This window comes from Acidiphilium sp. AL, assembly GCF_025499445.1.
Classification (GTDB): domain Bacteria; phylum Pseudomonadota; class Alphaproteobacteria; order Acetobacterales; family Acetobacteraceae; genus Acidiphilium; species Acidiphilium iwatense.
Genome location: NZ_JAIMBZ010000021.1, coordinates 17501 through 41594, shown reverse-complemented (window position 1 = coordinate 41594; position 24094 = coordinate 17501). Strand labels below are relative to the sequence as shown.

The window sequence follows — 24094 nt, the reverse complement described above, 5'->3', positions numbered from 1 at the left end:
GGAATCAATCAACGGATTGATTGAACAATAGATCGTTTAGGTCGTCAAGGTCTTCGAGGAGAATGCCATGATTCTGCGCCAATTCCACCATCAGGACCCGGTCGCTGTGTCGTATCTGCTCGGCTGTGCCGGTCGCGGTGCGGGTGCGGCGGTCGATCCGCTGTTCCCGATCGAACCGTATCTGCAAGCGGCGGAGTTCTCCGCCACGCCGCTCCGCTGGGTGATCGATACCCATCTCCACGCCGATCATCGCTCCGCCGGGCGCGCCCTCGCCGAAGCGGCCGGGGCCGATTACGTGCTGCACGAAAGTGCGATGACCGGCTTCGCCTTCCACGGCGTGGCCGATGGCGACAGGCTTTCGCTCGGCAATGTCGTGCTCGATGTGCTGCACGCGCCGGGCCATACGCCGGAGCATCTCTGTCTTCTGGTGACCGACCGCACCCGTGCCGGCGAGCCGTGGTTCGTGCTGACCGGCCATACGCTGATGGTGGGCGATGTCGGCCGTACCGAGCTGGCGAGCGACGCCGCGACCGGCGCGCGCAATCTGTTCCGCAGCCTCGCCCGGCTGAAGGTGCTGCCGGAATATCTGGAGATCCTGCCCGGCGCTTTCGCCGGCTCGGTCTGCGGGCGCGGCCTGTCCGGCAAGCCATCCTCCACCATCGGCTTCGAGCTTCGGCACAACAGGGCCTTCGCGATGACCGACGAAGCCGCTTTCATTCGCTTCATGGTCGACGATATCCCGCCACCTCCCGAGAATGCGGCGGCGAATCGCGCCGTCAATGCCGGGTTGATGACGAAGGTCGCCGAATGAACCTCACCGCGCAGGCGTATCGGCGCGGCATCAGGCTCAACCAGGGTCAGTTCGCGCTGCAGGCGGTTCAGGTGTTTTTCGTCGGTCTGGTGATCGGCATGGAGCGCGCGGTGCTGCCCGCGCTGAGTACCGATTTCGGCGTCAGGTCCCACGCCTTCTTCTTCCTCGCGAGCTTCGTGCTGTCCTTCGGTCTGGTGAAGGGGGTGCTGAATTTCGTGGCCGGCACCCTGTCGGACCGGGTCGGCCGCAAGCGCGTGCTGCTGATGGGCTGGCTCGCCGCGCTGCCGATCCCGGTGCTGATCTATCTGGCGCCGAACTGGTGGTGGATCATCGCCGCCAATATTTTCCTCGGCATCAACCAGGGTTTCACCTGGACGATGACGGTGACCAGCCAGATCGATCTCGCCGGCAGTGATCAGCGCGGCCTTGCGGTCGGCATCAACGAGGCGACCGGCTATGTCGCGGTCGGCATCGCCGGGCTCGCTTGCGCCTATCTGGCGCAGGCATTCGGGCCGCGCACGGCGCTGCTCGGTTTTGGCTTGGTCACCATCGCCATGGCACTGATCCTGCTGATTGGGGTGCGCGACACGCTGCCCTGGGTGCGTGCCGAACACGCGCAGACGAAGCCCACGAGCACAATCGGCGCAGCAACCCCCGGCTGGGGTGCGATCTTCATGGTGGTGTCGTTCCGCGATCCGCAATATCGCGCGCTCTGCCAGGGCGGTGTCGCCAACAAGATCGCCGACACGCTGGTCTGGGCGTTGTTTCCGGTATTTTTCGCGGCTCACGGCATGAAGCTCGCCGAAATCGGCTGGATCACCGGCCTCTATGCGATGGTCTGGGGGTTCTCGCAGCTCTGGACCGGGCATCTCGCCGACCGGATCGGCCGCAAACCGCCGATCGTGACCGGATTTTCTCTCCTCGCCGCGGGGATCGCGCTGACCGCGATCGGCACGGCGCCGATTGTGTGGTTCCCCGCCGCCGCGATCATGGGGTTCGGCATGGCGCTACTCTACCCCAACCTGATCGCCGCGATGTCGGACCTGACGCCGCCGCTCTGGCGCGGCAAGGCGCTCGGCACCTATCGCTACTGGCGTGACACCGGTTACGCGATCGGCGCCATCCTGCTCGGCCTCGTCGCCCAGTTTTCGGGCGCGGTCAGGCCGGCGATGGGACTGACCGCAGTGCTCGTCGCCCTGTCCGGTGTCTGGATCGCCTTCGGTACCAAAGAGCCGAAACAAGCTGCTCCGCACTTGGAATAGCCAATCAGGTCAAGGGAGCCATTCATCTCCTGGCGTTATGAATTCTATGCGCATTGCACGCGTGGTTAGCGATCGGGCAGAAGCTTATGTTCCGCTCAGCACCGGGTGAGATGGAAATGGCCCCATGGTGAGGCCGCCCCACCCGATCGGAACTGGAGCTTGTCATGAAAAACATTCTTGCTGTCGCCGCCCTTGCCGTCGCCACCATTGCCGGTGCCGGCGCCGCCCAGGCGGGTCAGGGCATTCCGAACCTGCCGGCTCAGCCGGTGGTTTCCGCGTCGGCCCCCGCGGTAATCGGCGAGGCCTATCCGGCTTTCGGCGCGGCCGCGACCCCGGTTGTGTCCGCCCGGATCGCCGATGTCACCGTCGGGCAGAATTACCCGACCATCGCGGCGCCGCATCGGGCGACCCGCTTCGCCCAGATTGGCCAGACCCAGGGCCGATCGTAATCCCGGCCAGTGTGGTGGTTCTGAAGTTCCTATACATACGCGGTAGCGATTTTAGGAACTTCAGAACCATAAACCACACTGGAATCAAATGTTTGCTAGTGTCCTGATCGATTCGGAAGTTCGTAAAACGCCTCTATCGGCACCAACGAACTTCCGAATCGGGACACCAGCGGCTGATTTTTAGCGTTTGTTAGGAATATGACGCGGGCGGAGGCGGCTCCGCCCGCGTCATTTTAGAGCGTGCCCTGGCGGAGCGCGATGACCAGCGTTTCGGCGGAATCGGCATCGAGGGCGAGGGCGCGTTCGGCGATATCGCGATCGAAGCCGCCGCGCGCGAGGGCGGCCAGAGCTTTCATGCGCAGCGCTTCACCTCCGGCGAACGGCGGCAGGCGGCGGCGGCGCAGATAGGCGCAGGCGGCGGCAAGATCCCGCTCGGGGCTTTCGGGCAGCGCTTCGGCGGCAATATCCTGATCCACACCCTTCATCGCGAGATGCACGAGTGCCGCGCGGCGGGAATGTCCCTCACGCGCAAGTCGCCGTGCGCGCGATTCGGCGAAAGTGGTGTCGTTCAGAGCGCCGAGGTCGCGCAGGGCGGCGATCACCAAAGGGATCGCGGCACGGCCGTCCCGGCGCGCCTGGGCGATGGAGTCGGGCGCGAGTCCGGCAGATTCCGCCGCGCGCACCCAGCGATCGACGCGGCGGCCGAGCACGCGGGCGAGCCCGGCTTCGGTCGCGGCGAAACGGGCAAGATGGGCGAGAGCGGCTTCGCGCAGCCGGGCGGCGTCGGGTGGTGCGCCGATATCGCGAGGGTTGCGTTTCATCGGGTCAGATTGGCACGGCGCCCGCCTTGACCGGAAGCCCGCGCGGGCGATAGTGCCGCCACCGAACAAGGAGCATGTCCCATGGCAAAATCCCCCGTCCGAATCGCAGTGACCGGTGCCGCCGGCCAGATCGCCTATGCACTGATCTTCCGCATCGCGAGCGGCGCGCTGCTCGGGCCGGATCAGCCGGTCATTCTGCATTTGCTCGACCTGCCGCAGATGCAAGGTGCGCTGGGCGGGGTGATGATGGAGCTGGAGGATTGCGCCTTCCCGCTGCTCGCAGGCATGGTCGCGACCGACGATCCCAAGACCGCGTTCAAGGATATCGATATCGGCTTCCTGGTGGGGGCGCGGCCGCGCGGCAAGGGCATGGAGCGCAAGGACCTGCTTGGGGCGAATGCCGAGATATTCACCGTCCAGGGCCGCGCGCTGAACGACGCGGCGAAACGCGACGTGCGGGTTCTGGTGGTCGGCAACCCGGCCAACACCAACGCCTATATCGCGATGAAATCGGCCCCCGACCTGTCGCCCGACTGTTTTTCCGCGATGATCAGGCTCGATCACAACCGCGCCGCCTCGGTGCTCGCCGCCAAGGCCGGGGTGAATGTCGGCGATATCGAAAAACTGATCATCTGGGGCAATCACTCGCCGACCATGTATCCCGACTGGCGGTTCGCCGAGGCGGGCGGTCGCAAGCTCGCCGAGCTGGTCGGCGACGAGGCGTGGAACCGCGAAACCTTCATCCCGACCATCGGCAAGCGCGGTGCCGCGGTGATCGAGGCGCGCGGCGCCTCCTCCGCGGCGTCGGCGGCGAATGCGGCGATCGATCAGGTGCGCGATTGGGTGGTCGGCTCGAACGGGCGCTGGGTGTCGATGGCGGTGGCGTCGGACGGCGGCTACGGCGTGCCCGAGGGCATCATGTTCGGCGTGCCGGTGACGGCCTCGGGCGGCAAGGTGACGCGCATCCGCGACCTCGCCCTCGACGAGTTCGCCCGCTCGCGCTTCGAGATCACGCTGAACGAACTCAAGGAAGAGCGCGCGGCGATTGCGCATTTGCTGAAGTGACCGAATGCCGGGAGCGGTTTATACCGTGAACTGCTCCCGGATGATCCGCTCCGACAAGGCCCGGTCGGGGTCCGAGAGGATTTGCGCGCAGACCGAACGGTCTTCGCTGGCCGCAACCGAGACCACGCGGCGCACCTCGCTGAAATCGGCCACCGCCGCGACCGGGCGCTTTTCCGGCTCCAGAATCTCGAACAGGATCTCGCTGCTGGTGGGCAGCAGGGCGCCGCGCCAGCGGCGCGGCCGGAACGCGGAAATCGGCGTCAGCGGCAGCAGATTGGCCGAAAGCGGCACGATCGGTCCGTGGGCGGACAGGTTATAGGCGGTCGAGCCGGCCGGCGTGGAAATCAGAACCCCGTCGCAGATCAGTTCCGGCAGGCGCATTTTGCCGTCGATCGAAATCCGAATCTTGGCCGCCTGACGGAGTTGGCGCAGCAGACTGACTTCGTTGAAAGCGAGCGCCTCTTCGACCGCGCCGGTCGCGGTGACCGCGTGCATCCGCAGCGGGTGCAGGTCGTTGCTGTGGGCGCGGGCGATGCGCGCGGGCAGGTCGTTCTCCGAGAAATCGTTCATCAAAAAGCCGACCGAACCGCAATTCATGCCATAGACCGGCAGGGCGTGGTCGAGCAGGCGATGGATGGTTTCCAGCATCAGCCCGTCGCCGCCGAGAGCGACGACGACCTCCGCGGCATCCGGCGGCGCGTCGCCATATCGGGCGACCAGCCGGTCCCGCGCCGCGCGGGCCTGATCGGTCGACGCCGCGGCAAAATGAATCGCGGTCAAGCGAGTTTTCGGTGGTCGAGAACGGGCATGTCGCGGCGGACCCTGGCGATGCGCGCCGCATCGATGCGCGCGGTGGCGAAGCCCGGACCGTCGGAGACCCGCGCTACGACATGCCCCCAAGGGTCGGCGATCAGGGAATTTCCGTAGGTCACGCGCGGTTCGTTCGAACCGTCGTAATGCGTGCCGGTGCAGGCGGGAGCGGCGATCCAGCATTGGGTCTCGATCGCCCGCGCGCGCAGCAGAACCTCCCAGTGATCCTTGCCGGTCTGCAGGGTGAAGGCGGCGGGGACCATGATGAGATCCGCCCCGGCGCGGCGCAGCGAAAGATAGAGTTCCGGGAAGCGCATATCGTAGCAGATGGTCAATCCCACGGTAAGCGCGCCGATCTGCGCGGTGACGACCTGCTCGCCCGCGCCGTAGACGGCGCTTTCGCGGTAGCCCTGGCCGTCCGGCGTGGTGATGTCGAACAGATGGATCTTGCGATAGCGCGCGATCTCGCGGCCGCCGGGATCGAAGACGATGGTTGTGTTGAACAGTTTTTCGCCGCTCAATTCGCCGATCGACCCGCCATGGACATGGATTTCATGGCGACGGGCGATCGCGCGCAGAAATTCATAAGCCACGCCCCCCGCCTCGTTCGATCCTTCGGGCGGCAGGATTTCGGCGGCGGCGAATTTGGCGGCCCGGTTGCCGCCCAGACAGGTCCAGATTTCCGGCAGGGCGATCAGATGCGGCCGGTCCTGTGCGATCGCCGCTTCGATCAAGCCGCGCGCCTGTTCGATATTGGCGGATTTGTCGGCGCCGGGCGCCATCTGGATGACCGTGAGGCGAAGGGGATCGTTCTGCATGGCGCCATGGTGCGCCGCGTTGCCGGCCTCTGCAAGATCACGGGGCGGTGACCGAGAGAGACCGGCGCGGGGGGTTCAGGCGTGGGAGACGATCAGGTCAGGACCGTGCCCGATCCGCTGCCGGCGGCGGTGAGGGGCGAGGTGATGCCGGTCATGGCAATATGCGTGCCATCGCTCAAGGTGAGGCTCAGCGCGCCGCCCGAGACGGTCTGCGTAGTTACCGTGATCCCCGAACCCAGCGTGATCTTGTCGGTCGCGAGACGGAAACCGCTGATCACGTCGGTTGTCCCGGCCGAATTGCCGTCGAAGACGAAATTGTTCAGGGCGGCATTGGCGCCGCCGATCATGGTCGCACTTCCCGGTCCGGCGACGAGATTGTTGGTTCCGCTCCCGCCGGTCAATGTGTCGCCATTGCCGCCCGCGTAGAGCGTATTGGTGCCGGAACCGCCTGTGAGCGAATTGCTGCCGCTGATACCGCCGAACGCGGTCAGCCCGCCGGCCCCCGCTTGCGCGGTCACGCTGCCGATGCCGCGCTCGATGACGCTGTGGGACGATCCGCCGATGAAGTCCAGCGAGCCCGCACCGCCATAGACGAAGGCCGAACCGGCGGCGCTGACCGTGTCCGCTCCCGCGCCGACATAGGCGAGCGAGCCTCCGCCGAGCGTCGCGCTGTTCGAGCCGGCGGCGAAAATGACGTAATTGCTCCCAGTCGCGTCGATCGAGGCGTTGCCTTGGGCGAAACCGATCGCCGTGCCGCTCAGGGTCGCGCTATCGCTGGTGCCGCTGCCGCCGAGCACGACGAAGGTGCTGTTGCTGGCGGTGATCGAGTTGTTGGTGCCCCCGGCGAAAATCACGCCGGCGCCGTTGTCGTTCACCGTGTTGCCGGTGCCGTTGAGAAGCACGGTGTCCGCCCCGGAGGCATTGACGATATTGCCGCTGCCGTACGCGAATATCCCGCCCGAGGTCGCGCCGTCGACGACATTGTTCTGGCCGAAAACCGCGAGTGCTGCGCTCCCGCTGCCCGAGATCGTGTTCCCGTTGCCGCTGACCATTGCCTGGACGCCGCCATTCATCGCGATCGCGTTCTGATCGCCGCCGACGAATACGCTCGCCCCGCCGCTCGCGCTCACCGCGTTGCCGGTGCCGTAGACATTGACGGTATCGCTGCCGGTCGCGGAGACTTGGTTGTTCGCGGAACCTGCGGGCAGGCCGACGAACGCGTTGCCGGTCACCGTGATCTGGTTGCCGGCGTTATGGGCGATGATCCGGTCGTTGCCGCCGGAGGTCACCGTGCTCGACCCGGAATCCAGATTGATCGTGTTGTTGCCGCCGGAAGTGGAAATTTCGTTGTAGCTGTTGGGGTTGGACGGGTTGGTGTTCTGGGCGGCGGTGATCGTGTTGTTGCCGCTGTTCACCACGACGCTGTAATTGACCCCGTCGAGGGTGAAATTGTTGTTGCCGCCGCCGGCATAGATGGAATCGACGCCCGTGCCGCCCTTGGGGTCCCAGGTCAGGTTGGTCTGCGCGCTGGTCACCACGAGCTGATTTTCGCCGGCGCCGCCGGTGACGGTCTCGCTGCCGGCGAATGTCGCGATCAACCCGGCAAAGCCGAGATTCGACCCGATCGTCTGGTTCGGCAGAGTGATCGACCCCGGCGTGGCAACCGTGCCCGAAAGATAGACGTAGTCGGCGGTGCTGAAATTGTTCGGCACCGAGGGAAGCGAACCGGCGCTGCCGTCCGCGTTCAGGACGACGGGCGAGGCGGTGATCGGCGTATAGGGCGTCGGGTTGACGACCAGATAGGTGATATTGTTGGTCAATTGCCGTTCGATGACGGGGGCGAGGCTGGAATCGACATTGAACGACACAACCTGGCCCGCGGCGCTCTCGACGGAGACGACGCTCGTAGAGATCTGGGAACCGGACACGAAATTCTCCTTCAATGGCAGCTTTGGGGCAACACGGAGTCTTACCGAACGATCGTTAAAATCCGGTCAACGCGCAGACCGGAATTGTGCGATCACCCCATAATGCAACTTAAAGATGTCAACAAGTTAAACTTCGTCGCATCGTCGTATCGAAATCTCGCTGCAACACTTCAGGTTTCAAAAATGCTCCACCCGCAGGGCGAGCAGGGTATCCAGCTCTTCCTCATGCCGGTAGCCGGGCATCAGCCGCTCCAATCCGTCGTCATGACGGGTTGCCGGGTGAAAATAGATCTCGCTGGTGCCCTCGGGCAGATGGACCAGCAAGGTGCGGAGTTTTGCGCCGGTCATCCGGCCCGACCATTTTATCCCGAACACGTGATCGGCGCTGGCGAGCCCGGCTTGTAGCACCTGGCGGCGCAGCACCGACGACCACCGATACAAAGCGTGGGAGCCAAGGCCCGGACGCTCGCCGCAGGCGGCGAGGACCGCGGGCGGCTCGGCGGGCACCCGGATGCGGCTGAGCCCGAATGCGCGTCCGGTCCCGATCATCAGTTTCGCAACCGTGGGATGCAGATGCATGTGCTTGTGGGAATCGGCGTGATGCAGCGCAAGCCCGGTCGCGCGAAAGGCTTCGAACTGGGCGCGGATTTCCAGCTCGAGTTCCCGGCGTGCCGCCGGTGAGAAAAAGTAGCGGAAACCGCGCGCGACCTGATCGGCGCCGAAGCGGCCGTCCGGGGTGGTGATATGTGGCAGAGCCCGATGGCCGAGCACCGAATCGCCATCGACCAGCACCAGGTGCAGCCCGACCTTGAGGTCCGGCAGACGTTTGGCACGGGCGACGGCATCCGCCGCCGCCGGCCCCGCGACCATCAGGCTCGCCTGGGTCAGCACCCCGTCGCGATGGGCGATCTCGACCGCTTCGTTGACGCTTTCGCTCAGGCCGAAATCGTCGGCCGAAAATATCAGCTCAGAGTGTGATGAGTTTAGACTCATCACACTCTGCTTTTTGTTTGACGAGCAATTTCATGGCTTTGCTGGACCGCTCCGCGATTCCATCAAACACCATATTGCTCTAGGCAGCGTGCCGCTCGCGCAGGAACTGGAAGAATTCGACGCCCTCGCGCAGCCGGCGCTTCATCATCTGCGGGCTGCGGATCATTTCGTTGACGATGGCGGCGATTTTCGGCGCGCGGAAATAGAATTTCTTGTAGAAGGTCTCAACGCTGTCGAAAATCTCGGTATGGGTCAGATGCGGGTAATGCAGCGGCGCGATCTGGATGCCGTGATCGTCGATCAGTTCGGCATTGGCGATATCGAGCCAGCCATTCTCCACCGCCTGATCGTAGAGGAAGGTGCCCGGATAGGGTGCCGCGAGCGAGACCTGAATGGTGTGTGGGTTGATCTCCTTGGCGAACTCGATCGTCTCGCGGATGGTCTCCTGGGTTTCGCCGGGCAGGCCGAGGATGAAGGTGCCGTGGATCTTGATGCCGAGATCGTGGCAATCCCTGGTGAACTTCTTGGCGACCTCGATTCGCATGCCTTTCTTGATGTTGTGCAGGATCTGCTGGTTGCCGCTCTCGTAGCCGACCAGAAGCAGGCGCAGCCCGTTGTCGCGCAGGATTTTCAGCGTGTCGCGCGGCACGTTGGCCTTGGCGTTGCACGACCAGGTGACGCCGAGCTTGCCGAGCTCGCGGGCGATCGCCTCGGCGCGCGGCAGATTGTCGGTGAAGGTGTCGTCATCGAAGAACAGCTCGCGCATCTGCGGGAAATCGGCTTTGATCTGTCTGACCTCGGCGATGACGTGCTCGACCGAGCGGGTGCGGTAGCGATGTCCGCCGACGGTCTGCGGCCATAGGCAGAAGGTGCAGCGCGATTTGCAGCCCCGCCCGGTATAGAGCGAGACATAGGGGTGCATCAGGTAGCCGATGAAATAGTCCTCGATTTTCAGGTCGCGCTTATAGACATCGGTGACGAAGGGCAGGCTGTCCATATCTTCGAGGATGGTGCGATCCTTGTTGTGGACGATGGCGCCGGCGCCATCGCGATAGGAAATCCCGTCCACCTCGGCGAAGTCGCGGCCTTCGGCGATTTCCTTGATGGTGAAATCGAATTCGTTGCGGGCGACGAAATCGACCGGCGCCGCGCGTTCCAGGCTTTCCTGCGCCTGCACCGCGACCTTGGCGCCGATGAAGCCGATTTTCACGCCAGGATTCTCGGCCTTGATCCGTTCCGCGACCTTCACGTCATTGGCGAAGGACGGGGTGGAGGTGTGGATGATGACCAGCTCGGCTTCGCGCGCATGGGGAAGCACATCGGCCATGGCGAGGCCGGCGGGCGGCGCGTCGATCAGTTTCGAGCCTGGGATCAGCGCAGCCGGCTGAGCGAGCCAGGTCGGGAACCAGAACGAGCGGATTTCCCGCTTCGCCTGATAGCGCGAGCCGGCGCCGCCATCGAACCCGTCGAAGGACGGGGGTTGCAGGAACAGGGTCTTCATCATCGCATCGATCCTAACTCGTCCGCTTGGTCAACCGCTTGGTCGTAGCGCTGCCGCCATCGGCGCGCAGAACATGGCCGCGCCATTCGACCGTATCGCTCCAGAAACTGGCCAGGAAAATGGCCGCCGACAGACCATCGCGCAAGAGGAAAAGCCACGGCGCGGCGGTCTTGGCAAGGCCCGGCGCCGCCGGGCCGGCGCTATTGATGCCGAGCCGGCGTTCCAGGCGGCGCGCGATCGCGTAGCGGATCATCGCGGCAAAGCCGAGCGCAATCCAGGCCCAGGGCGCGAATCCGGTGAGCAGAAGTGCCATCGCCGCCCAGAACAGCGGGAACTGGATCACCAGCCCCCAATAGGCGCCGGGAACCAGGGCTCGGATCGTGCGCGCCCAGCGCAATTCGTGGCGGATCAGTGCGCGGAAGTCGGTTTCGGTCACCGTGGTCGCCGGAATCACCGGTGCCAGCACTACCGCCGATCCGGCGTCGCGTACCTTGCGGCCAAGCACGTTGTCGTCGGCGAGATGGTCGAGCAGCGCTTCCAACCCGCCGACCCGCTCGAGCGTGGCGCGCGACAGTGCCATCGTGGCACCCAGGCAGTCCTGCCGGCCGAAGCGGCGGGCGAGCGCCGCACCCGGTAAAAACAGATGGTTGATCTGCATGGCGCCGAGCCGGGCGGGGAGATCGGCCGAAGCGGGCAGGCCGGTATAGAAACTGGTCGCGAGTCCGGCGCCTTGCTGGGTCAGCGCGCTGAGCACCGAGGCGAGAAAATCCGGCGGAACATGCATGTCCGCATCCGATATCACCAGCAACTCGTGCCGGGCGGAAGGCAGCATGTTGATCAGGTTGGCGACCTTGCGGTTGCGTCCCGGCGGCGTCGGGCCGGCGACCACGGCGATATCGGTGCGCGGATAGCGGCGGCGGAGTTTCTCGACGATGCCGAGCGCCGGATCTGCCGGATCGTCCGTGCCGAAAATGAGCTGAAATTTCGTGTGGTCGAGCAGGAAAAACGATTCCAGCGCGGTCTCCAGCAAAGGTTCCGCCCCGTGCAGCGGCTTGAGAATCGAGACCGGCGGCAACGATGTGCCCGGTGCGGGCGCTCGGCGCTGCGGTCGGACCAGCAAGGAGCCGATCGCCTGCTGGGCCAGGCCCGCGATGCAGAGCGCCTCCGCGAACGCGGACAGGACCGCAACCATCACTCAGTCCTTTATCGCACCGTTCGAAAGGGTCGCGACTTTCTTCTTCAGCGCGTCGATCAGTTGCGTGGCGTTGCCGGGGGCGACCAGCCCGCTGAAATCGGATCGCTGGGTCGCGACCTTGCTGATCGTACCGTCGAACAGCACATCGGTAATTTTCCAGGCGCCGCCGGCATCGGTCATGACATAGGCGAGGCGGGTCTTCTTGCCGGATTTCGAGACCAGATCGGTCGCAACCACCCGGCGGGCGCCGACCTTGCGGGCGCCGGGCAGAATGTCGAAGCGCTGGCCGTCATAGGAATCGAAGCTATGGACGTAGCTCGCCACCGTATATTGACGGAACAATTTGCCGAGTTCCTGCTGCTCTGCCGCGGGAACCTGCGACCAGAGCAGGCCGACGGAGAATTGCAGGATCTCGGCGAGATCGAAGCTCTGCTCGACCACCGGCTTGAGCGCGGCGTAGCGCGCGGCAAAGCTCTGACGGGCGCTACCGGCCTTCATCAAGGCGATCAGCGCGTTGTCCAGAGCCTCGATCGGTTGCGTTTCGGGTGCAGCGGCGCGTGCAGCCGGAACGGCGAACGGCAGCACCGCGGCGAGCGGCGCTGCGAGGAGAATGCGGCGTTTCATGACCCCAGATACTGGGATCATTGTGCCGGAATTGCGACCGCCACCGGGTCTTTTTCGGAAGTTTCGGCATGGCCGAGTGCGGCGAGCGCGTGGGCGACGATGTCCTTGGCGGTCAATCCCGCGTCGATCAACTGGCCGGCGGGCGTGTTGTGGTCGATGAAGCGGTCCGGCAAGGTCATCGGGCGGAAGCGGAGTCCATGATCGAAAGCGCCGGTCCAGGCGAGATGGTGGGCGACGGCCGCGCCGAACCCGCCGGACGCACCGTCCTCGATGGTGATCAGAACCTCGTGGTGGCGGGCGAGCTGGCCGATCAGGCCGGTATCGAGCGGCTTCATGAAGCGGGCATCGGCGACGCTGGTGGGAAAGCCGCGCGCGGCGAGTTCGTCCGCGGCTTTCAGCGCGTCGTGCAGGCGCGGACCGAGGGCGAGGATCGCGATCCGGCTGCCCTCGCGGATCATCCGCCCGGTGCCGATCTCCCACGGCGTGCCGCGCGCCGGCAGGTCGAGCCCGATTCCCTCGCCGCGCGGATAGCGGAATGCGGAGGGCCGGTCGCCGATCGTGGCGGCGGTGGCGACGCAATGCATCAGCTCCACCTCGTCGGACGGCGCCATCACCACCATGCCCGGCAGGCAGCCGAGATAGGCGAGGTCGTAGGCGCCGGCATGGGTGGCGCCATCGGCGCCGACCAGCCCGGCGCGGTCCAACGCGAACCGCACGGGGAGCGACTGGATCGCCACGTCATGCACCACCTGGTCGTAGGCGCGCTGCAGGAAGGTGGAATAGATCGCGCAGAACGGTGCCATGCCCTCGGTCGCCATGCCGGCGGCGAAGGTGACCGCGTGCTGCTCGGCGATGCCCACGTCGAAGGTCCGGCTCGGGAATTTCTTGCCGAACGCGTCGAGTCCGGTGCCGCTCGGCATCGCCGCGGTGACCGCGACGATGCGCGGATCGGCCTCGGCCTCGGCGATCAGGGCATTGGCGAACACCTTGGTGTAGGAGGGCGGACCGGGCGGCGCCTTGGCTTGCTCGCCGGTGACCACGTTGAACTTGGAGACGCCGTGATATTTGTCGGCGGAGGCTTCGGCCGGCTCATAGCCCTTGCCCTTCTGGGTGACGACATGGAGCAGAATCGGCTCCTCGCCGTCGGCGTCGCGCAGATTGCGCAGGACTGGGAGGAGGTGGTCGAGGTTGTGGCCGTCGATCGGGCCGACATAGTAAAAGCCCAGCTCCTCGAACAGCGTGCCGCCGGTCAGGATGCCGCGGGCATATTCCTCGGCGCGCTTGGCGGTGCGTTCGATCGTGCGTGGGAAACGCTTGGCCATCCGCGCCGCGAAATCGCGCAAGCTCAGGAAGCTGCGCGAGGAGATCAGCCGCGAGAGATAGGCGCTCATCGCGCCGACCGGCGGGGCGATCGACATGTCGTTGTCGTTCAGCACGACGATCAGGCGGGATTTGCCGGCGCCGGCATTGTTCATCGCCTCGTAGGCCATGCCGGCGCTCATCGCGCCGTCGCCGATCACCGCGATGACGTTGCGCTTCGGTGTCTCGCCCTTGAGGTCGCGCGCGACCGCCATGCCGAGCCCGGCGGAAATCGAGGTCGAGGAATGGGCGGCGCCGAACGGGTCGTATTCGCTTTCCGAACGGCGGGTGAAGCCGGACAGGCCGCCCGGCTGGCGCAGCGTGCGGATGCGGTCGCGCCGGCCGGTCAGGATTTTATGCGGATAGGTCTGATGGCCGACATCCCAGATCAGCCGGTCATGCGGGGTGTCGAACACGGCATGGACGGCGACGGTCAGTTCGACCACCCCGAGCGAGGCGCCCAGATGGCCGCCGGTGACCGAGACCGTATCGATCGTCTCGGCACGGAGCTCATCGGCGAGCTGCCTGAGCTGATCGGTCGAGAGGTTGCGCAGGTCGGACGGCGTCCTTACCCGGTCGAGCAGCGGGGTGCGCGGGGGCATCAGCGCCCTACCCCGGCACTGGGTTCCTGCCGGTCGCCAATTCTATCTGCGGTCATGCTGATCCTCATATCCGTAACGAACATCCTTGCTGGTACGCGGCGGGTGCTGCGTCCAAGCGTGCCACCCGCCGATGATTCCGGTCAAGGAAGAGCCGAGTCTCGACACTGCAGACATACGCGCAACCGGCGGGAAATGAAACCGGCGGACCGGTTTGGCAAGAGAGCATGGCAAATTCGCAACATTGCCGCCCGGTAAGGGGCGCGCAATGCGGTCCGGCGATGGCGGCTCTTGCGGAACCGATGCCCGATGACCTATTTCAGGTCCCTTGAAATGAAATCGGGGCTCGAGAACGTCCCGCTCCCGGCGTTCACCCCGAACACGAAAGGGCGACGGCACGATGGATATGTCTCTCATCCAGACCGAGACGGTGCAAGCCGCGCCCCCGGTCGGGACCGCGTCCGCGATGAAGGTGATTCTCGCCCAGCCGCGCGGGTTCTGCGCCGGCGTCGAACGCGCGATCGAGATTGTCGAACGCGCCCTGGTGAAGTTCGGCCCGCCGATCTATGTACGTCACGAGATCGTCCACAACCGCCACGTGGTCGAGGATCTGCGGTCTCGCGGGGCGGTGTTCGTCGATGAGGTCAGCGAGGTGCCTGACGGCGCGATCACCGTGTTTTCCGCTCACGGCGTCGCCCGCAAGGTGCAGCAGGCGGCGGCGAACCGGGCCTTGCCGGTGATCGACGCGACCTGTCCGCTGGTCGCCAAGGTGCATTCCGAGGGACGGCGCTATGCCGGGCAGGGCCGGGAAATCATTCTGATCGGACATGCCGGCCATGCGGAAGTCGAGGGGACGATCGGCCAGATCGACGGCAGGGTCTATCTGGTTCAGACGGTCGAGGATGTCGCCGCTCTCGCGGTGGAGAACCCGGACCGGCTCGCCTACATCACCCAGACGACCCTGTCGGTCGACGACACGCGCGGGATCATCGCCGCCCTTCAGGCGCGGTTTCCCTCGATCATCGGTCCCGATGTGCGCGATATCTGCTATGCTACCCAGAACCGCCAGGAGGCGGTGCATCATCTCGCCGAACAGGTCGAGCTCATCCTCGTGGTGGGTAGCCGGAATTCCTCCAATTCCAACCGGCTGCGCGAGATCGGCGCGGAACTCGGCCGGCCGTCCTATCTGATCGACGACGCCGACCATCTCGACCCGAGCTGGTTCGAGGGGATCAGGACCGTGGGCGTCACCGCCGGCGCTTCCGCGCCGGAAGTGCTGGTGCGCGGGGTGCTGGAGGGGCTGAAGCGGTTCGGGCCGATCGAGATCGAGATGCTCGCCGGCACGCCGGAGGATGTCCGGTTCAAGCTGCCGAACGAAGTGATCGATGCGTGACCGCGACGGCGGAGTCATCGACGCGTGACGATTTGCCTAATTATGCTGTAATCTAATTAGGCGCCTTTGTAATTCGAGGAGTGTTCCATGGGCGTGCCGCTCAACCAGGCGATCAAGGTCGGAACCTATGTGCTCAAGCAGCACCTGACCGGACGCAAGCGCTATCCGCTGGTGCTGATGCTGGAGCCGCTGTTCCGCTGCAATCTCGCCTGCTCCGGCTGCGGCAAGATCGACTATCCGGCGCCGATCCTAAACCAGCGCCTGTCGGTCGCCGACGCGCTGGAGGCGGTGGACGAGTGCGGCGCGCCGGTCGTTGCGATCGCGGGCGGCGAGCCGCTGCTGCACAGGGAAATGCCGGAAATCGTCGAGAAAATCCTGGCGCGCGGCAAGTTCATCTATCTTTGCACCAACGCATTGTTGCTGGAAAAGAAGATCGACCAGTACACGCCGCACAAGAATTTCTGCTGGGACATCCATCTTGACGGCGACCGCGACATGCATGACCGCGCGGTGAGCCAGGAGGGGGTTTATGAGCGGGCGGTCGCGGCGATCAAGCTCGCCAAGGCCAAAGGGTTCCGGGTTTCGATCAACTGCACCCTGTTCGACGGGACCGATCCCGCGCGGGTCGCCGGTTTCCTCGATACCGTGAACGAGATCGGCGTCGATGGCGTGATGACCTCGCCGGGCTATGCCTATGAGCGCGCGCCGGACCAGGAGCATTTCCTCAATCGCCAGCGCACCAAGGAGCTGTTCCGGGCGATTTTCCGCTACGGCAAGGAACGGAAAGCGCAGGGCAAGACGTGGAAATTCAACCAGTCGCCGCTGTTCCTCGACTTCCTGGCCGGCAACCAGACCTATAAGTGCACCCCGTGGGGCAATCCGACGCGCAACGTGTTCGGCTGGCAGCGGCCCTGCTATCTGCTCGGTGAAGGCTATGCCAAGACTTACAAGGAACTGATGGACACTACGGATTGGGACAAATACGGCGTCGGCAACTACGAGAAATGCGCCGACTGCATGGTCCATTCCGGGTTCGAAGCCACCGCCGTCGTCGATTCGGTCAAGCGCCCGTGGAAACTGGCCAAGCTCGCAATCCAGGGCATCCGCACCGAGGGGCCGATGGCGAAGGATATCCCGCTCGATGGTCAACGGCCGGCGGAATACGTGTTCTCCCGTCACGTCGAGCAGAAAATGGCGGAAATCCACGCCAAGCCGCAGGCGGCCGGCGCCGCCGAATAGACAGGCGCGTTCGATCAGGTTCCGACGCGCAGCAGGGCGCCGGAACCCGGCCGGTGGCCGGCCGAACCCTCGATTCCGGCCCGCTCGATCGCCGGGGTGGGCATGGCGCGTTTTTCGGCGACCATGTAGCCACGGCCCCAATTGGTCTCGATCAGTTCCCCGGCACCGAGAGCTGCGAGCTTCTTGCGGATCTTGCAGATGAAGACATCGATGATCTTGGGGTTGGGTTCGTCGAGCCCGCCATAGAGATGGTCGAGGATGGCTTCCTTGCTCAGCACGCAGCCTTTGCGCAGGGCGAGGATTTCGACGATCTGATATTCTTTTTTCGTGAGGCTCACTTCGGTGCCCGCCGTGAAGATTTTTTTCGCGTTCATATTGATTTCGACAGTACCGATCACGAGCGACGGGCTCTGAAAGCCCCGGCTGCGCCGGACCTGATTCTGTACGCGCAGGAAAATCTCGTCCTGGGACATCGCGCTGACGATCAGATCATCGATTCCGGCTTCCAGAACCCTTAGCCTTGTCGGTTCGGCGAGCGCATGAGCTACCGCGATGATAGGACAGCGCAGACCACCGATGCGCAGACGGCGAATCAGGTCAACCTCGTTCGGCCGGCTGTCGGCGATGCGTAATACCACCGCGTCATAATCATAGAATCGGACCAGATCGAGCGCTTCTTCCGGGTCGGACGTTTCATCCGCGACCGCCAGCTTGGATTTGAAAAAAGCAGTCAGAACGTCTCTATTATCAAGATACGTTCCAAAAAATAGTATTTTCATAACAATCTCCAGTTGTTTCAAACAATGAATACAACCAGAGGAAGCTTACGTCAACAAAATAATTTTAATTTGATATAAATTGTTGAAATAATAAGACAAATACAATTTGAAATGAATAGGATAATATTTTCGACAATTGGATTATGAGCAGATGACGGTGTCACCGCGCGGGGCGCAGCAGCGCGATAGTTTCCGAGGAGGTGAATTTATGGTTCGAGGGAGCGGGAATCGCGCCGGATCAGGCGGCTGTCGTGCCGCCGATTTGCCAGCGATCGCGGGCCTTCTGATCGTCGGTGCGCGCCTCGACCCAGGCGGAGCCGCCTTCGGCGAAGTCTTCGCGCTTCCAGAACGGCGCGTCGGTTTTCAGCCAGTCGATCAGGAAGGCGGTAGCCTCAAGCGCGTCGCCGCGATGGGCGCTGGACGCGGCGGCGAGCACGATGCGCGAACCGGGCACCAGCCGGCCGATCCGGTGAATCATGACACAGTCGGTCAGCCGCCAGCGCGTCATGGCCGTCTCGGCGATGCCGGCGAGGGCGGTTTCGGTCATGCCCGGATAATGCTCGAGGGTCAGCGCGGCCAGTTCCCGTCCATCCGATTCGCCGCGCACGACTCCCACGAAGCTGGCAATCGCGCCGGCGCCGGATTCAAGCCGGGCAAGCTCGGCGCCCACATCGAAATCTTCCGTGGTTACCAAAATGCGTGGCATGAGATTGACCGCTCAAATAAAGATAGGCGCAATTGACGGAACGTCATCGCGGCTATCCGCCGGTGAAGGGCGGGAAATAGGCGACTTCCCGCGCCGTGCCCAAAGCCGCGCCGTCCGTGACGAAACGCTGGTCGAGCGCGATCTTGATCGCGCGCCGGTCGGCGAAGGCTTTCGCGTGGGCCGGGCTGCGCGCCGCGAGATAGTCGGTCAGCGCGCCGATCGTCGTCACCTCGGCGGGCGGTGTGATGTCTTCCTCGGCATGGCCGATGCGCTCGCGCAACCAGGCAAAATAGAGGATTTTCATGGTCTGGATATGGGGATCGAATGGTTGCCGGTCACCGATGGGTCCCGAATTATTGACCTTGGACGGTGACCACCTGCCCATCGGGCTGGATCAGTGTCGCCGTGCCGTTGCCGTTGGGGATCAGAATGCCGCCGCCCTGGCCGTTGATCGGGGCGACGGTCTGATAGCGGCCGTTGCTGGCGCCGGTCACCACGCCGGCCGGACCGGCCGGGCTCATCAGCGTCTCGCCCACGGCGAATCCCTTGCCGGCGGAAATGGCGGGCGCGGGCGTGGGTTTGACGGCTACCGCCGCCGGCGCATTGGGCATCGCGGTCTGGCTGCTTGGCGGCGGGGTGGAACTGCCGGTCACGGCATGGCCGTAGCCGCCGAATTTGGTGGTGCCGGCATTCGTGCCCGCGGCACCCGGCCGATGCTCCGGCGCGAGGCGGCGCGGCACCGCGCCAAGCGGCACCGAATAGGTCGCAGGAGCGTTGCCGGACCCGGTGCCGTACTGGTTCTGATACTCCTGGCCGAGCGGCACGTTCATATGCTGCTGGATCTCGCTGAGCGTCGGCACCGGGCGCACCGGGCCGGGCCAGACATCGCCGGGTTGCGGGCGGATCGGCTGCACCGCGACATCGTTGCCGCGCGCCCGCTGCATGTTGAGCGCATAGCCCTGCGGGGCGTTCGGATCTCCGAACGGATTGATCGTGCTGTCCAGATAATTGCCGACACCCGCGCAGCCGGACAGCAGGAGCGCCATTGCGCCGGGGACCGCGAGACAAAGAGACCGTGTGGTGACAGATCGCGCGCCGCGCCGCATCGGGTTCGTTCCTTCAGAGTTCGGTCGTGCCGTTATGCGCCGGATTGCCCGGTTATCTCAAGCCGGGTCCGGTTCAGGGTGCGAGATCGGGCTGGATCACGTGGCGCAGGCCGGCGGTGAGATAATCCCAGCCGGTGACGAGGGTGAGGAGAGCGGCGATCCAGAGCAGGGCGCCGCCCACCGCCGTGGCGGGGAAGCCGGCGAAGCCGAGCACCCGCGCGCCGGAATCGCCCAGCAGCAGCAGCCCCAGAGAGACCATCTGGGTCGCGGTTTTCCATTTCGCGAGTTTGGTGACCGGCAGGCCGATGCGGATGCCCGCCAGATATTCGCGCAGGCCCGAGACCAGGATTTCGCGCAGCATGATGACGATGGCGGGATAGATGCCGAAGGGCGGCAGCCGGTGAAACCCGACCAGGACCATGAGGGTGGCGCCGACCAGGAGCTTGTCGGCGATCGGGTCGAGCATCCGGCCCAGATCGGACAATTGCCGGCGGGAGCGGGCGAGCTGACCGTCGAGCCAGTCGGTGATTGCGGCGAGGGCGAACAGCAAAGCGGCGAGGAGATCGGCGAGCGGTGCGCGAAGTGCGACCAGCAGCACCAGCAGCGGGATCGCGGCGATGCGCGACAGGGTCAGCACGTTCGGCAGATCGGTCAACATGGAGGAAGATTAGGCCGATTTCGCGCCATAGGTAAGCCGGGTGATGAGTTGGCGCGGTCGCGGCGCGCCGATCAGCCGCAGCGCGCGAACAAAATTGGGTTCCATCGCCTCGGGGCAGTCCGGGTCGAGCACACCGCTTTCGGCGATATGTGTTTCCAGGTCGTTGATCGGCGGTGGCACGAACGGGACGAGGCTGCGCCCACTGGGGCGGGCGAGGGCATCGAACGCGCCAACCAGCGAGCCGGTCCGCGTGATCGCGGCGCGCAATGTATCGATGGTTGTGCCGAGATGCTCGGCGAGCAGCGCGTCGCGCACATCCAGGATCGCGGCCCGTATCTCCGGCCGGTCGGGGCCGTCCGGCGGCACCTCGATCGCGAGGTCGCATTCGGTATCGAGGCCCATCGAGCGGTTGTTGATGTTCGAGGACCCGACGCGGAGCAGGATATCGTCGATCACCAGCACCTTGGCGTGGACGTAGATATCCGCACCGCCTTCGGTGACCGGCGTGGCGAAGCGCAGCCGTCCGCCATGGTCGAGCCGGCGCAGGTCGCGCAACAGCAAGGCGCGGGCCGAGCCCATTGCTTCCTCTTCGAGCCAGCCGGAGGCGCGCTTGGGATTGACGATGATGATTTCGGGGCCATCCGGTTCGGCGAGGACGGCCGCGATGGTGGCACCGATCCGCGGCGCGGCGAAATACTGGCTTTCCAGATAAATGCTGCGCCGTGCCGCGCCGATGGCGGCGAGGTAGAGCGCCTCGATCTCGCGCGTCTCGGCCATTTCGGCGGTTTTCGGCCAGGTGCGGGCGATTCCGACCGTGACATCGCGAAACCGTGGTTCGAGGCTGGACGGCCAGGGGATTTCGGCTTCACCCGGCGCCGCGGTCAGGGTTTTGCCGGTGGCGGCGTGCCAGCGCATCCGGGCGAGGTCGCCGAGAGCGCGAGCGGCCTCGCCATCGACCGCGGTGGTGACATCGTGCCAAGGCTCGTGGCGCTTGCCATCCGGTTCGTCGCGATGCGGATCGTTGTCGATATGATCCTTGGTGTCCCACCGGCCGACCGTGCTGTCGATTCCGCCGCAGAAGGCGAGGCGGTCGTCGATCACCACGATTTTCTGATGGTGGCAGCCGCCGCTGGGATGGTTGGCGTCGAGCCGGAAATGGATGTTGCGCGAGGTGATCCAGTTGAGCAGCACCAGCGGCGTGGTGCCGCGCAGCGGCATTTTCAGAAGGCGAGATCCCAGCGCAGCACATGCACGTGCAGCGAAGGATTGCGCTTGACCACGAAGGAGAGGAATGCGCCCAGCGTGTTGGGCGCGTCGGGTTCGGTGATTTCGTCGCGTTCCAGCTCGATGCCGGTGTGGAAATCCCAGCCGATCATCAGCACCGTGTGGCGCGCCGCGAGGATCGCCTGTTTCAGCGCGCGGAAATAGGCCGCGCCGTCGATGATGACCGCCATGCGCTTGGCATGGGCGAGGCACCAGCAGGTTTCGCCAGGGCGCAGCACGTGGTTGGAATTGCCGGTCATGACAGGAGTCGCACGACGTCACCCGGCGCGATCGGGCCGCCTTCGATCACCGTGGCATAGATGCCGCAATCCACATGGCCGAAATTTGTCATCAGCTCCTTCACCGGATTGGCGTCGCGCCACCTGGTTTCGGGATTGACGCAGGTTGCGGCGCAGCGGGTGATGCGGGCGGTCACCCGCAATTTCGTGCCGCCGATCGCGATGGTGCGGTTCAGCCAGGTAAATTCTTCCCAGGGATCGAGGCCGGCAAGGTAGAGGCTGGCGCGAAACCGCAGGGGTTGGCGCGGCGCGCCGGCGGCTTCTTCCAGCGCGCGCAGGCTGGGCAGCCCGATCAGGCTGACCACCTGGGTTTTGTTATCGCAGAAACTATGGTTCTCGGCATAGACGAAGCGGGGCGTGCCGCGCATGGCACGAGGCAGGGCGGTGGCAATGAACGCGGCGAGCGCGGTGCGGCCTTCCGGCTCGAACGGCGAGGCGTCGATCGTCGCACCATCCGGGGCGGTCAGGGTGAGCAGGTGCGCGGTCTCGTCAAACCGAGACGCGAGCAAAGCCGCGTCTGGATTGCGGGCGAGGCACAGAAATTCGGTCTTGGAACGCCATGCGGCTGCCGATTCATCGAAGCCGCAATCGCCCTGGGCAAGCGCGAAGGCGCGGTCCCATTCGATCGCGCGGCCGGGGCGCAATTGCGCCGTCGCCAGGTTTTCCGGCGTCAGCCCCTTCACCGGGTAGCGATAGATCGAGTCGATCCGCATGGTTTCCCCTCTTGAGTGCGATCAATGCAGGAACCAAATGCCTGGAGCAAGGTCGCGCCATTGCCTATTGAGGGATGACGGGACCGGGTCGCCTATGAAAGGGATCGAATCATGGATTTTGAAAAATTCACTGAACGGGCCAGAGGCTTCGTTCAGGCCGCGCAGACCATCGCGGTCAGGGACTATCACCAGTTCATCACGCCCGAGCACCTGCTCAAGGCGTTTCTCGACGATCAGGAGGGGGCGGCGACCGGGCTGATCCGTGCCGCCGGCGGCGATCCGGGCGCGGTGAAATTCGCCGCCGATGCCGCCGTCGCGAAACTGCCGAAGGTGCAGGGATCGGGCGCGGGCCAGCCGCAGATCACGCCGGATCTACTGCGCGTGCTCGATTCCGCGCAGTCGATGGCGCGGAAGGCCGGGGATGAATATGTCGCGCAGGACCGTGTGCTGGTGGCGCTTGCCGCGAGTGGCACGCCTGCTGGGCGTGCGCTGGCATCGGCCGGGGCTTCGGCGCAGGCGCTGGAGCGCGCGGTCGCTGATATCCGCAAGGGACGCACCGTGGATAGCGCCAATGCAGAGCAGAATTTCGATGCGCTGAAAAAATATGCGCGTGACGTGACCGAAGCGGCGCGGGAGCAAAAACTCGATCCGGTGATCGGGCGCGACGAGGAAATCCGCCGCGCGATCCAGGTGCTGGCGCGACGGACCAAGAACAACCCGGTGCTGATCGGCGAACCCGGCGTCGGCAAGACCGCGATCGTCGAAGGCTTGGCGCTGCGCATTGTCAATGGCGACGTGCCTGAGGCATTGAAGAATAAGCGGTTGATGGCGCTTGATCTGGGCGCGCTGGTCGCCGGCGCAAAATTCCGGGGCGAGTTCGAGGAACGGCTGAAGGCCGTGCTGAAGGAGATCGAGACCGCGAACGGCGAGATTATTCTGTTCATCGACGAGATGCATACGCTGGTTGGTGCCGGCCGGGCGGATGGCGCGATGGACGCGTCCAACCTGATCAAGCCGGAACTGGCGCGTGGCGCGTTGCACTGCGTCGGCGCCACCACGCTCGATGAGTATCGCAAATACATCGAGAAGGACGCGGCGTTGGCGCGGCGGTTCCAGCCGGTGTTCGTCGATGAGCCGAGCGTGGAGGACACGATTTCGATTCTGCGCGGGATCAAGGAGAAATACGAGCTGCATCACGGCGTGCGGATCGCCGATGCGGCGCTGGTCGCGGCGGCCACGCTGTCGAACCGCTACATCACCGACCGATTCCTGCCCGACAAGGCGATCGACCTCATTGATGAAGCGGCGTCGCGCCTGCGCATGCAGGTCGATTCCAAGCCGGAAGCGCTGGACGAACTCGACCGGCGGCTGATGCAACTCAAAATCGAGCGCGAGGCGTTGCGCAAGGAAAGCGATGCGGCATCCAAGGAGCGGCTTACGCGGCTTGAGGTCGAATTGGCCGATCTCGAAGAGAAATCCGATGCGATGAGTGTCTCGTGGAAAGCCGAGAAAGACAGCCTGGCCGAGACCCAGAAGCTCAAGGAAAAACTCGATCAGGCGCGCGGCGAGATGGAAATGGTCCAACGGGCCGGCAATCTCGCCCGTGCGTCCGAGCTGATGTACGGCGTCATTCCCGATCTCGAACGCAAGCTTGCTGCCGGACAGGGCGATGGGCATCTGGTCAACGAAGCCGTCACCGAGGA

24 protein-coding genes (1 of these 24 only partly in view) are annotated in these 24094 nt (G+C 64.8%); 7 read left to right on the top strand and 17 right to left on the bottom strand.

Features of this window, described 5'->3' with window-relative positions; genetic code table 11:
• Positions 1-67: 67 nt before the first annotated feature.
• From AiwAL_RS12730 to AiwAL_RS12720, 3 genes are all read left to right on the top strand, one after another.
• Positions 68-811, top strand: a complete 744-nt coding sequence (locus AiwAL_RS12730) for an MBL fold metallo-hydrolase (RefSeq protein ID WP_235705241.1) — start codon at positions 68-70, stop codon at positions 809-811.
• Positions 808-2073, top strand: coding sequence for an MFS transporter (locus AiwAL_RS12725; RefSeq protein WP_262312806.1), 1266 nt, complete (start codon positions 808-810; stop codon positions 2071-2073). Before AiwAL_RS12730 ends, AiwAL_RS12725 begins: the two co-directional genes overlap by 4 nt.
• Before the next feature lie 164 nt (positions 2074-2237).
• The gene (locus AiwAL_RS12720; RefSeq protein WP_262312805.1) at positions 2238-2522 is read left to right on the top strand and encodes a hypothetical protein; all 285 of its coding nucleotides are present in this window, start codon (positions 2238-2240) and stop codon (positions 2520-2522) included.
• 233 nt (positions 2523-2755) lie between these two features.
• Here the strand turns inward: AiwAL_RS12720 and AiwAL_RS12715 are convergent, their stop codons facing one another.
• The gene (locus tag AiwAL_RS12715) at positions 2756-3343 is read right to left on the bottom strand and encodes a regulatory protein RecX (protein ID WP_262312804.1); all 588 of its coding nucleotides are present in this window, start codon (positions 3341-3343) and stop codon (positions 2756-2758) included.
• 81 nt (positions 3344-3424) lie between these two features.
• Here AiwAL_RS12715 and AiwAL_RS12710 point away from each other — a divergent pair, with 81 nt between their 5' ends.
• Positions 3425-4408: a malate dehydrogenase gene (locus AiwAL_RS12710; RefSeq protein WP_262312803.1), complete on the top strand. Its 984-nt coding sequence runs from the start codon at positions 3425-3427 to the stop codon at positions 4406-4408.
• Between the two features lie 18 nt (positions 4409-4426).
• On the opposite strand, the gene AiwAL_RS12705 is transcribed toward AiwAL_RS12710, so the two are convergent.
• The 8 genes from AiwAL_RS12705 to dxs form a co-directional block, all read right to left on the bottom strand.
• Complete coding sequence (locus AiwAL_RS12705) at positions 4427-5188, bottom strand: NAD kinase (protein ID WP_235705236.1); 762 nt, start codon at positions 5186-5188, stop codon at positions 4427-4429.
• Positions 5185-6036 (bottom strand): carbon-nitrogen hydrolase family protein, encoded by an 852-nt coding sequence (locus AiwAL_RS12700; protein ID WP_235705235.1) that lies wholly within the window; start codon positions 6034-6036, stop codon positions 5185-5187. Before AiwAL_RS12700 ends, AiwAL_RS12705 begins: the two co-directional genes overlap by 4 nt.
• A 92-nt stretch (positions 6037-6128) precedes the next feature.
• Entirely contained in the window at positions 6129-7964 is a 1836-nt protein-coding gene (locus tag AiwAL_RS12695; RefSeq protein WP_235705234.1) for a calcium-binding protein, read from the bottom strand.
• A gap of 177 nt (positions 7965-8141) precedes the next feature.
• Positions 8142-8957 (bottom strand): hopanoid biosynthesis-associated protein HpnK, encoded by an 816-nt coding sequence (gene hpnK, locus AiwAL_RS12690; protein WP_235705233.1) that lies wholly within the window; start codon positions 8955-8957, stop codon positions 8142-8144.
• Positions 8958-9036: 79 nt separating this feature from the next.
• Positions 9037-10461 carry a hopanoid biosynthesis associated radical SAM protein HpnJ gene (hpnJ, locus tag AiwAL_RS12685; protein WP_235705232.1) on the bottom strand — a complete coding sequence of 475 codons (1425 nt, stop codon included), beginning with the start codon at positions 10459-10461 and terminating at the stop codon, positions 9037-9039.
• Between the two features lie 10 nt (positions 10462-10471).
• Complete coding sequence (hpnI, locus tag AiwAL_RS12680) at positions 10472-11650, bottom strand: bacteriohopanetetrol glucosamine biosynthesis glycosyltransferase HpnI (protein ID WP_235705231.1); 1179 nt, start codon at positions 11648-11650, stop codon at positions 10472-10474.
• Between the two features lie 3 nt (positions 11651-11653).
• Positions 11654-12277: a phospholipid-binding protein MlaC gene (locus AiwAL_RS12675; protein WP_262312802.1), complete on the bottom strand. Its 624-nt coding sequence runs from the start codon at positions 12275-12277 to the stop codon at positions 11654-11656.
• A gap of 17 nt (positions 12278-12294) precedes the next feature.
• The gene (gene dxs / locus AiwAL_RS12670) at positions 12295-14238 is read right to left on the bottom strand and encodes a 1-deoxy-D-xylulose-5-phosphate synthase (protein ID WP_235705229.1); all 1944 of its coding nucleotides are present in this window, start codon (positions 14236-14238) and stop codon (positions 12295-12297) included.
• Between the two features lie 403 nt (positions 14239-14641).
• Here dxs and ispH point away from each other — a divergent pair, with 403 nt between their 5' ends.
• Both ispH and hpnH read left to right on the top strand, forming a co-directional pair.
• Complete coding sequence (gene ispH, locus AiwAL_RS12665) at positions 14642-15628, top strand: 4-hydroxy-3-methylbut-2-enyl diphosphate reductase (protein ID WP_235705252.1); 987 nt, start codon at positions 14642-14644, stop codon at positions 15626-15628.
• Between the two features lie 87 nt (positions 15629-15715).
• On the top strand, positions 15716-16867 hold the full coding sequence (gene hpnH / locus AiwAL_RS12660) for an adenosyl-hopene transferase HpnH (protein WP_235705228.1): 1152 nt from the start codon (positions 15716-15718) through the stop codon (positions 16865-16867).
• A 14-nt stretch (positions 16868-16881) separates the two neighbouring features.
• On the opposite strand, the gene AiwAL_RS12655 is transcribed toward hpnH, so the two are convergent.
• The 8 genes from AiwAL_RS12655 to AiwAL_RS12620 form a co-directional block, all read right to left on the bottom strand.
• Positions 16882-17646, bottom strand: coding sequence for a response regulator transcription factor (locus tag AiwAL_RS12655; RefSeq protein ID WP_262312801.1), 765 nt, complete (start codon positions 17644-17646; stop codon positions 16882-16884).
• Positions 17647-17884: 238 nt separating this feature from the next.
• Positions 17885-18352 carry a molybdenum cofactor biosynthesis protein MoaE gene (locus tag AiwAL_RS12650; protein WP_262312800.1) on the bottom strand — a complete coding sequence of 156 codons (468 nt, stop codon included), beginning with the start codon at positions 18350-18352 and terminating at the stop codon, positions 17885-17887.
• A 52-nt stretch (positions 18353-18404) separates the two neighbouring features.
• Complete coding sequence (moaD, locus tag AiwAL_RS12645; RefSeq protein WP_235705225.1) at positions 18405-18656, bottom strand: molybdopterin converting factor subunit 1; 252 nt, start codon at positions 18654-18656, stop codon at positions 18405-18407.
• A gap of 49 nt (positions 18657-18705) precedes the next feature.
• Positions 18706-19458, bottom strand: a complete 753-nt coding sequence (locus AiwAL_RS12640; protein ID WP_262312799.1) for a hypothetical protein — start codon at positions 19456-19458, stop codon at positions 18706-18708.
• Positions 19459-19531: 73 nt separating this feature from the next.
• On the bottom strand, positions 19532-20116 hold the full coding sequence (pgsA, locus tag AiwAL_RS12635) for a CDP-diacylglycerol--glycerol-3-phosphate 3-phosphatidyltransferase (RefSeq protein WP_235705223.1): 585 nt from the start codon (positions 20114-20116) through the stop codon (positions 19532-19534).
• Between the two features lie 9 nt (positions 20117-20125).
• The gene (locus tag AiwAL_RS12630; protein WP_262312798.1) at positions 20126-21334 is read right to left on the bottom strand and encodes a phospholipase D-like domain-containing protein; all 1209 of its coding nucleotides are present in this window, start codon (positions 21332-21334) and stop codon (positions 20126-20128) included.
• A 2-nt stretch (positions 21335-21336) separates the two neighbouring features.
• Positions 21337-21639: a hypothetical protein gene (locus AiwAL_RS12625; RefSeq protein WP_262312797.1), complete on the bottom strand. Its 303-nt coding sequence runs from the start codon at positions 21637-21639 to the stop codon at positions 21337-21339.
• The gene (locus AiwAL_RS12620; RefSeq protein WP_262312796.1) at positions 21636-22391 is read right to left on the bottom strand and encodes an MOSC domain-containing protein; all 756 of its coding nucleotides are present in this window, start codon (positions 22389-22391) and stop codon (positions 21636-21638) included. The genes AiwAL_RS12625 and AiwAL_RS12620 overlap by 4 nt, the downstream gene beginning before the upstream one ends.
• A 111-nt stretch (positions 22392-22502) precedes the next feature.
• Between AiwAL_RS12620 and clpB the strand changes: the two genes are divergently transcribed.
• A protein-coding gene (gene clpB / locus AiwAL_RS12615) for an ATP-dependent chaperone ClpB (RefSeq protein ID WP_235705220.1) crosses the window boundary here: on the top strand, positions 22503-24094 show its 5' portion. The gene runs 991 nt beyond the window's last position; the window shows 1592 of its 2583 coding nt (coding positions 1-1592); its start codon is at positions 22503-22505; its stop codon lies beyond the right edge, outside the window.

Bases quoted from the DNA above. Each gene is read 5' to 3' on its own strand.
- hpnJ (WP_235705232.1), bottom strand. From the start codon at position 10,461: ATGATGAAGACCCTGTTCCTGCAACCCCCGTCCTTCGACGGGTTCGAT.
- AiwAL_RS12710 (WP_262312803.1), top strand. From the start codon at position 3,425: ATGGCAAAATCCCCCGTCCGAATCGCAGTGACCGGTGCCGCCGGCCAG.
- AiwAL_RS12700 (WP_235705235.1), bottom strand. From the start codon at position 6,036: ATGCAGAACGATCCCCTTCGCCTCACGGTCATCCAGATGGCGCCCGGC.
- AiwAL_RS12655 (WP_262312801.1), bottom strand. From the start codon at position 17,646: ATGAAAATACTATTTTTTGGAACGTATCTTGATAATAGAGACGTTCTG.
- hpnK (WP_235705233.1), bottom strand. From the start codon at position 8,957: ATGAGTCTAAACTCATCACACTCTGAGCTGATATTTTCGGCCGACGAT.
- AiwAL_RS12730 (WP_235705241.1), top strand. From the start codon at position 68: ATGATTCTGCGCCAATTCCACCATCAGGACCCGGTCGCTGTGTCGTAT.
- AiwAL_RS12720 (WP_262312805.1), top strand. From the start codon at position 2,238: ATGAAAAACATTCTTGCTGTCGCCGCCCTTGCCGTCGCCACCATTGCC.
- AiwAL_RS12630 (WP_262312798.1), bottom strand. From the start codon at position 21,334: ATGCCGCTGCGCGGCACCACGCCGCTGGTGCTGCTCAACTGGATCACC.
- AiwAL_RS12675 (WP_262312802.1), bottom strand. From the start codon at position 12,277: ATGAAACGCCGCATTCTCCTCGCAGCGCCGCTCGCCGCGGTGCTGCCG.
- AiwAL_RS12725 (WP_262312806.1), top strand. From the start codon at position 808: ATGAACCTCACCGCGCAGGCGTATCGGCGCGGCATCAGGCTCAACCAG.
- hpnI (WP_235705231.1), bottom strand. From the start codon at position 11,650: ATGGTTGCGGTCCTGTCCGCGTTCGCGGAGGCGCTCTGCATCGCGGGC.
- dxs (WP_235705229.1), bottom strand. From the start codon at position 14,238: ATGCCCCCGCGCACCCCGCTGCTCGACCGGGTAAGGACGCCGTCCGAC.
- hpnH (WP_235705228.1), top strand. From the start codon at position 15,716: ATGGGCGTGCCGCTCAACCAGGCGATCAAGGTCGGAACCTATGTGCTC.
- ispH (WP_235705252.1), top strand. From the start codon at position 14,642: ATGTCTCTCATCCAGACCGAGACGGTGCAAGCCGCGCCCCCGGTCGGG.
- moaD (WP_235705225.1), bottom strand. From the start codon at position 18,656: ATGAAAATCCTCTATTTTGCCTGGTTGCGCGAGCGCATCGGCCATGCC.
- pgsA (WP_235705223.1), bottom strand. From the start codon at position 20,116: ATGTTGACCGATCTGCCGAACGTGCTGACCCTGTCGCGCATCGCCGCG.
- AiwAL_RS12620 (WP_262312796.1), bottom strand. From the start codon at position 22,391: ATGCGGATCGACTCGATCTATCGCTACCCGGTGAAGGGGCTGACGCCG.
- AiwAL_RS12715 (WP_262312804.1), bottom strand. From the start codon at position 3,343: ATGAAACGCAACCCTCGCGATATCGGCGCACCACCCGACGCCGCCCGG.
- AiwAL_RS12650 (WP_262312800.1), bottom strand. From the start codon at position 18,352: ATGCCACGCATTTTGGTAACCACGGAAGATTTCGATGTGGGCGCCGAG.
- AiwAL_RS12625 (WP_262312797.1), bottom strand. From the start codon at position 21,639: ATGACCGGCAATTCCAACCACGTGCTGCGCCCTGGCGAAACCTGCTGG.
- AiwAL_RS12640 (WP_262312799.1), bottom strand. From the start codon at position 19,458: ATGCGGCGCGGCGCGCGATCTGTCACCACACGGTCTCTTTGTCTCGCG.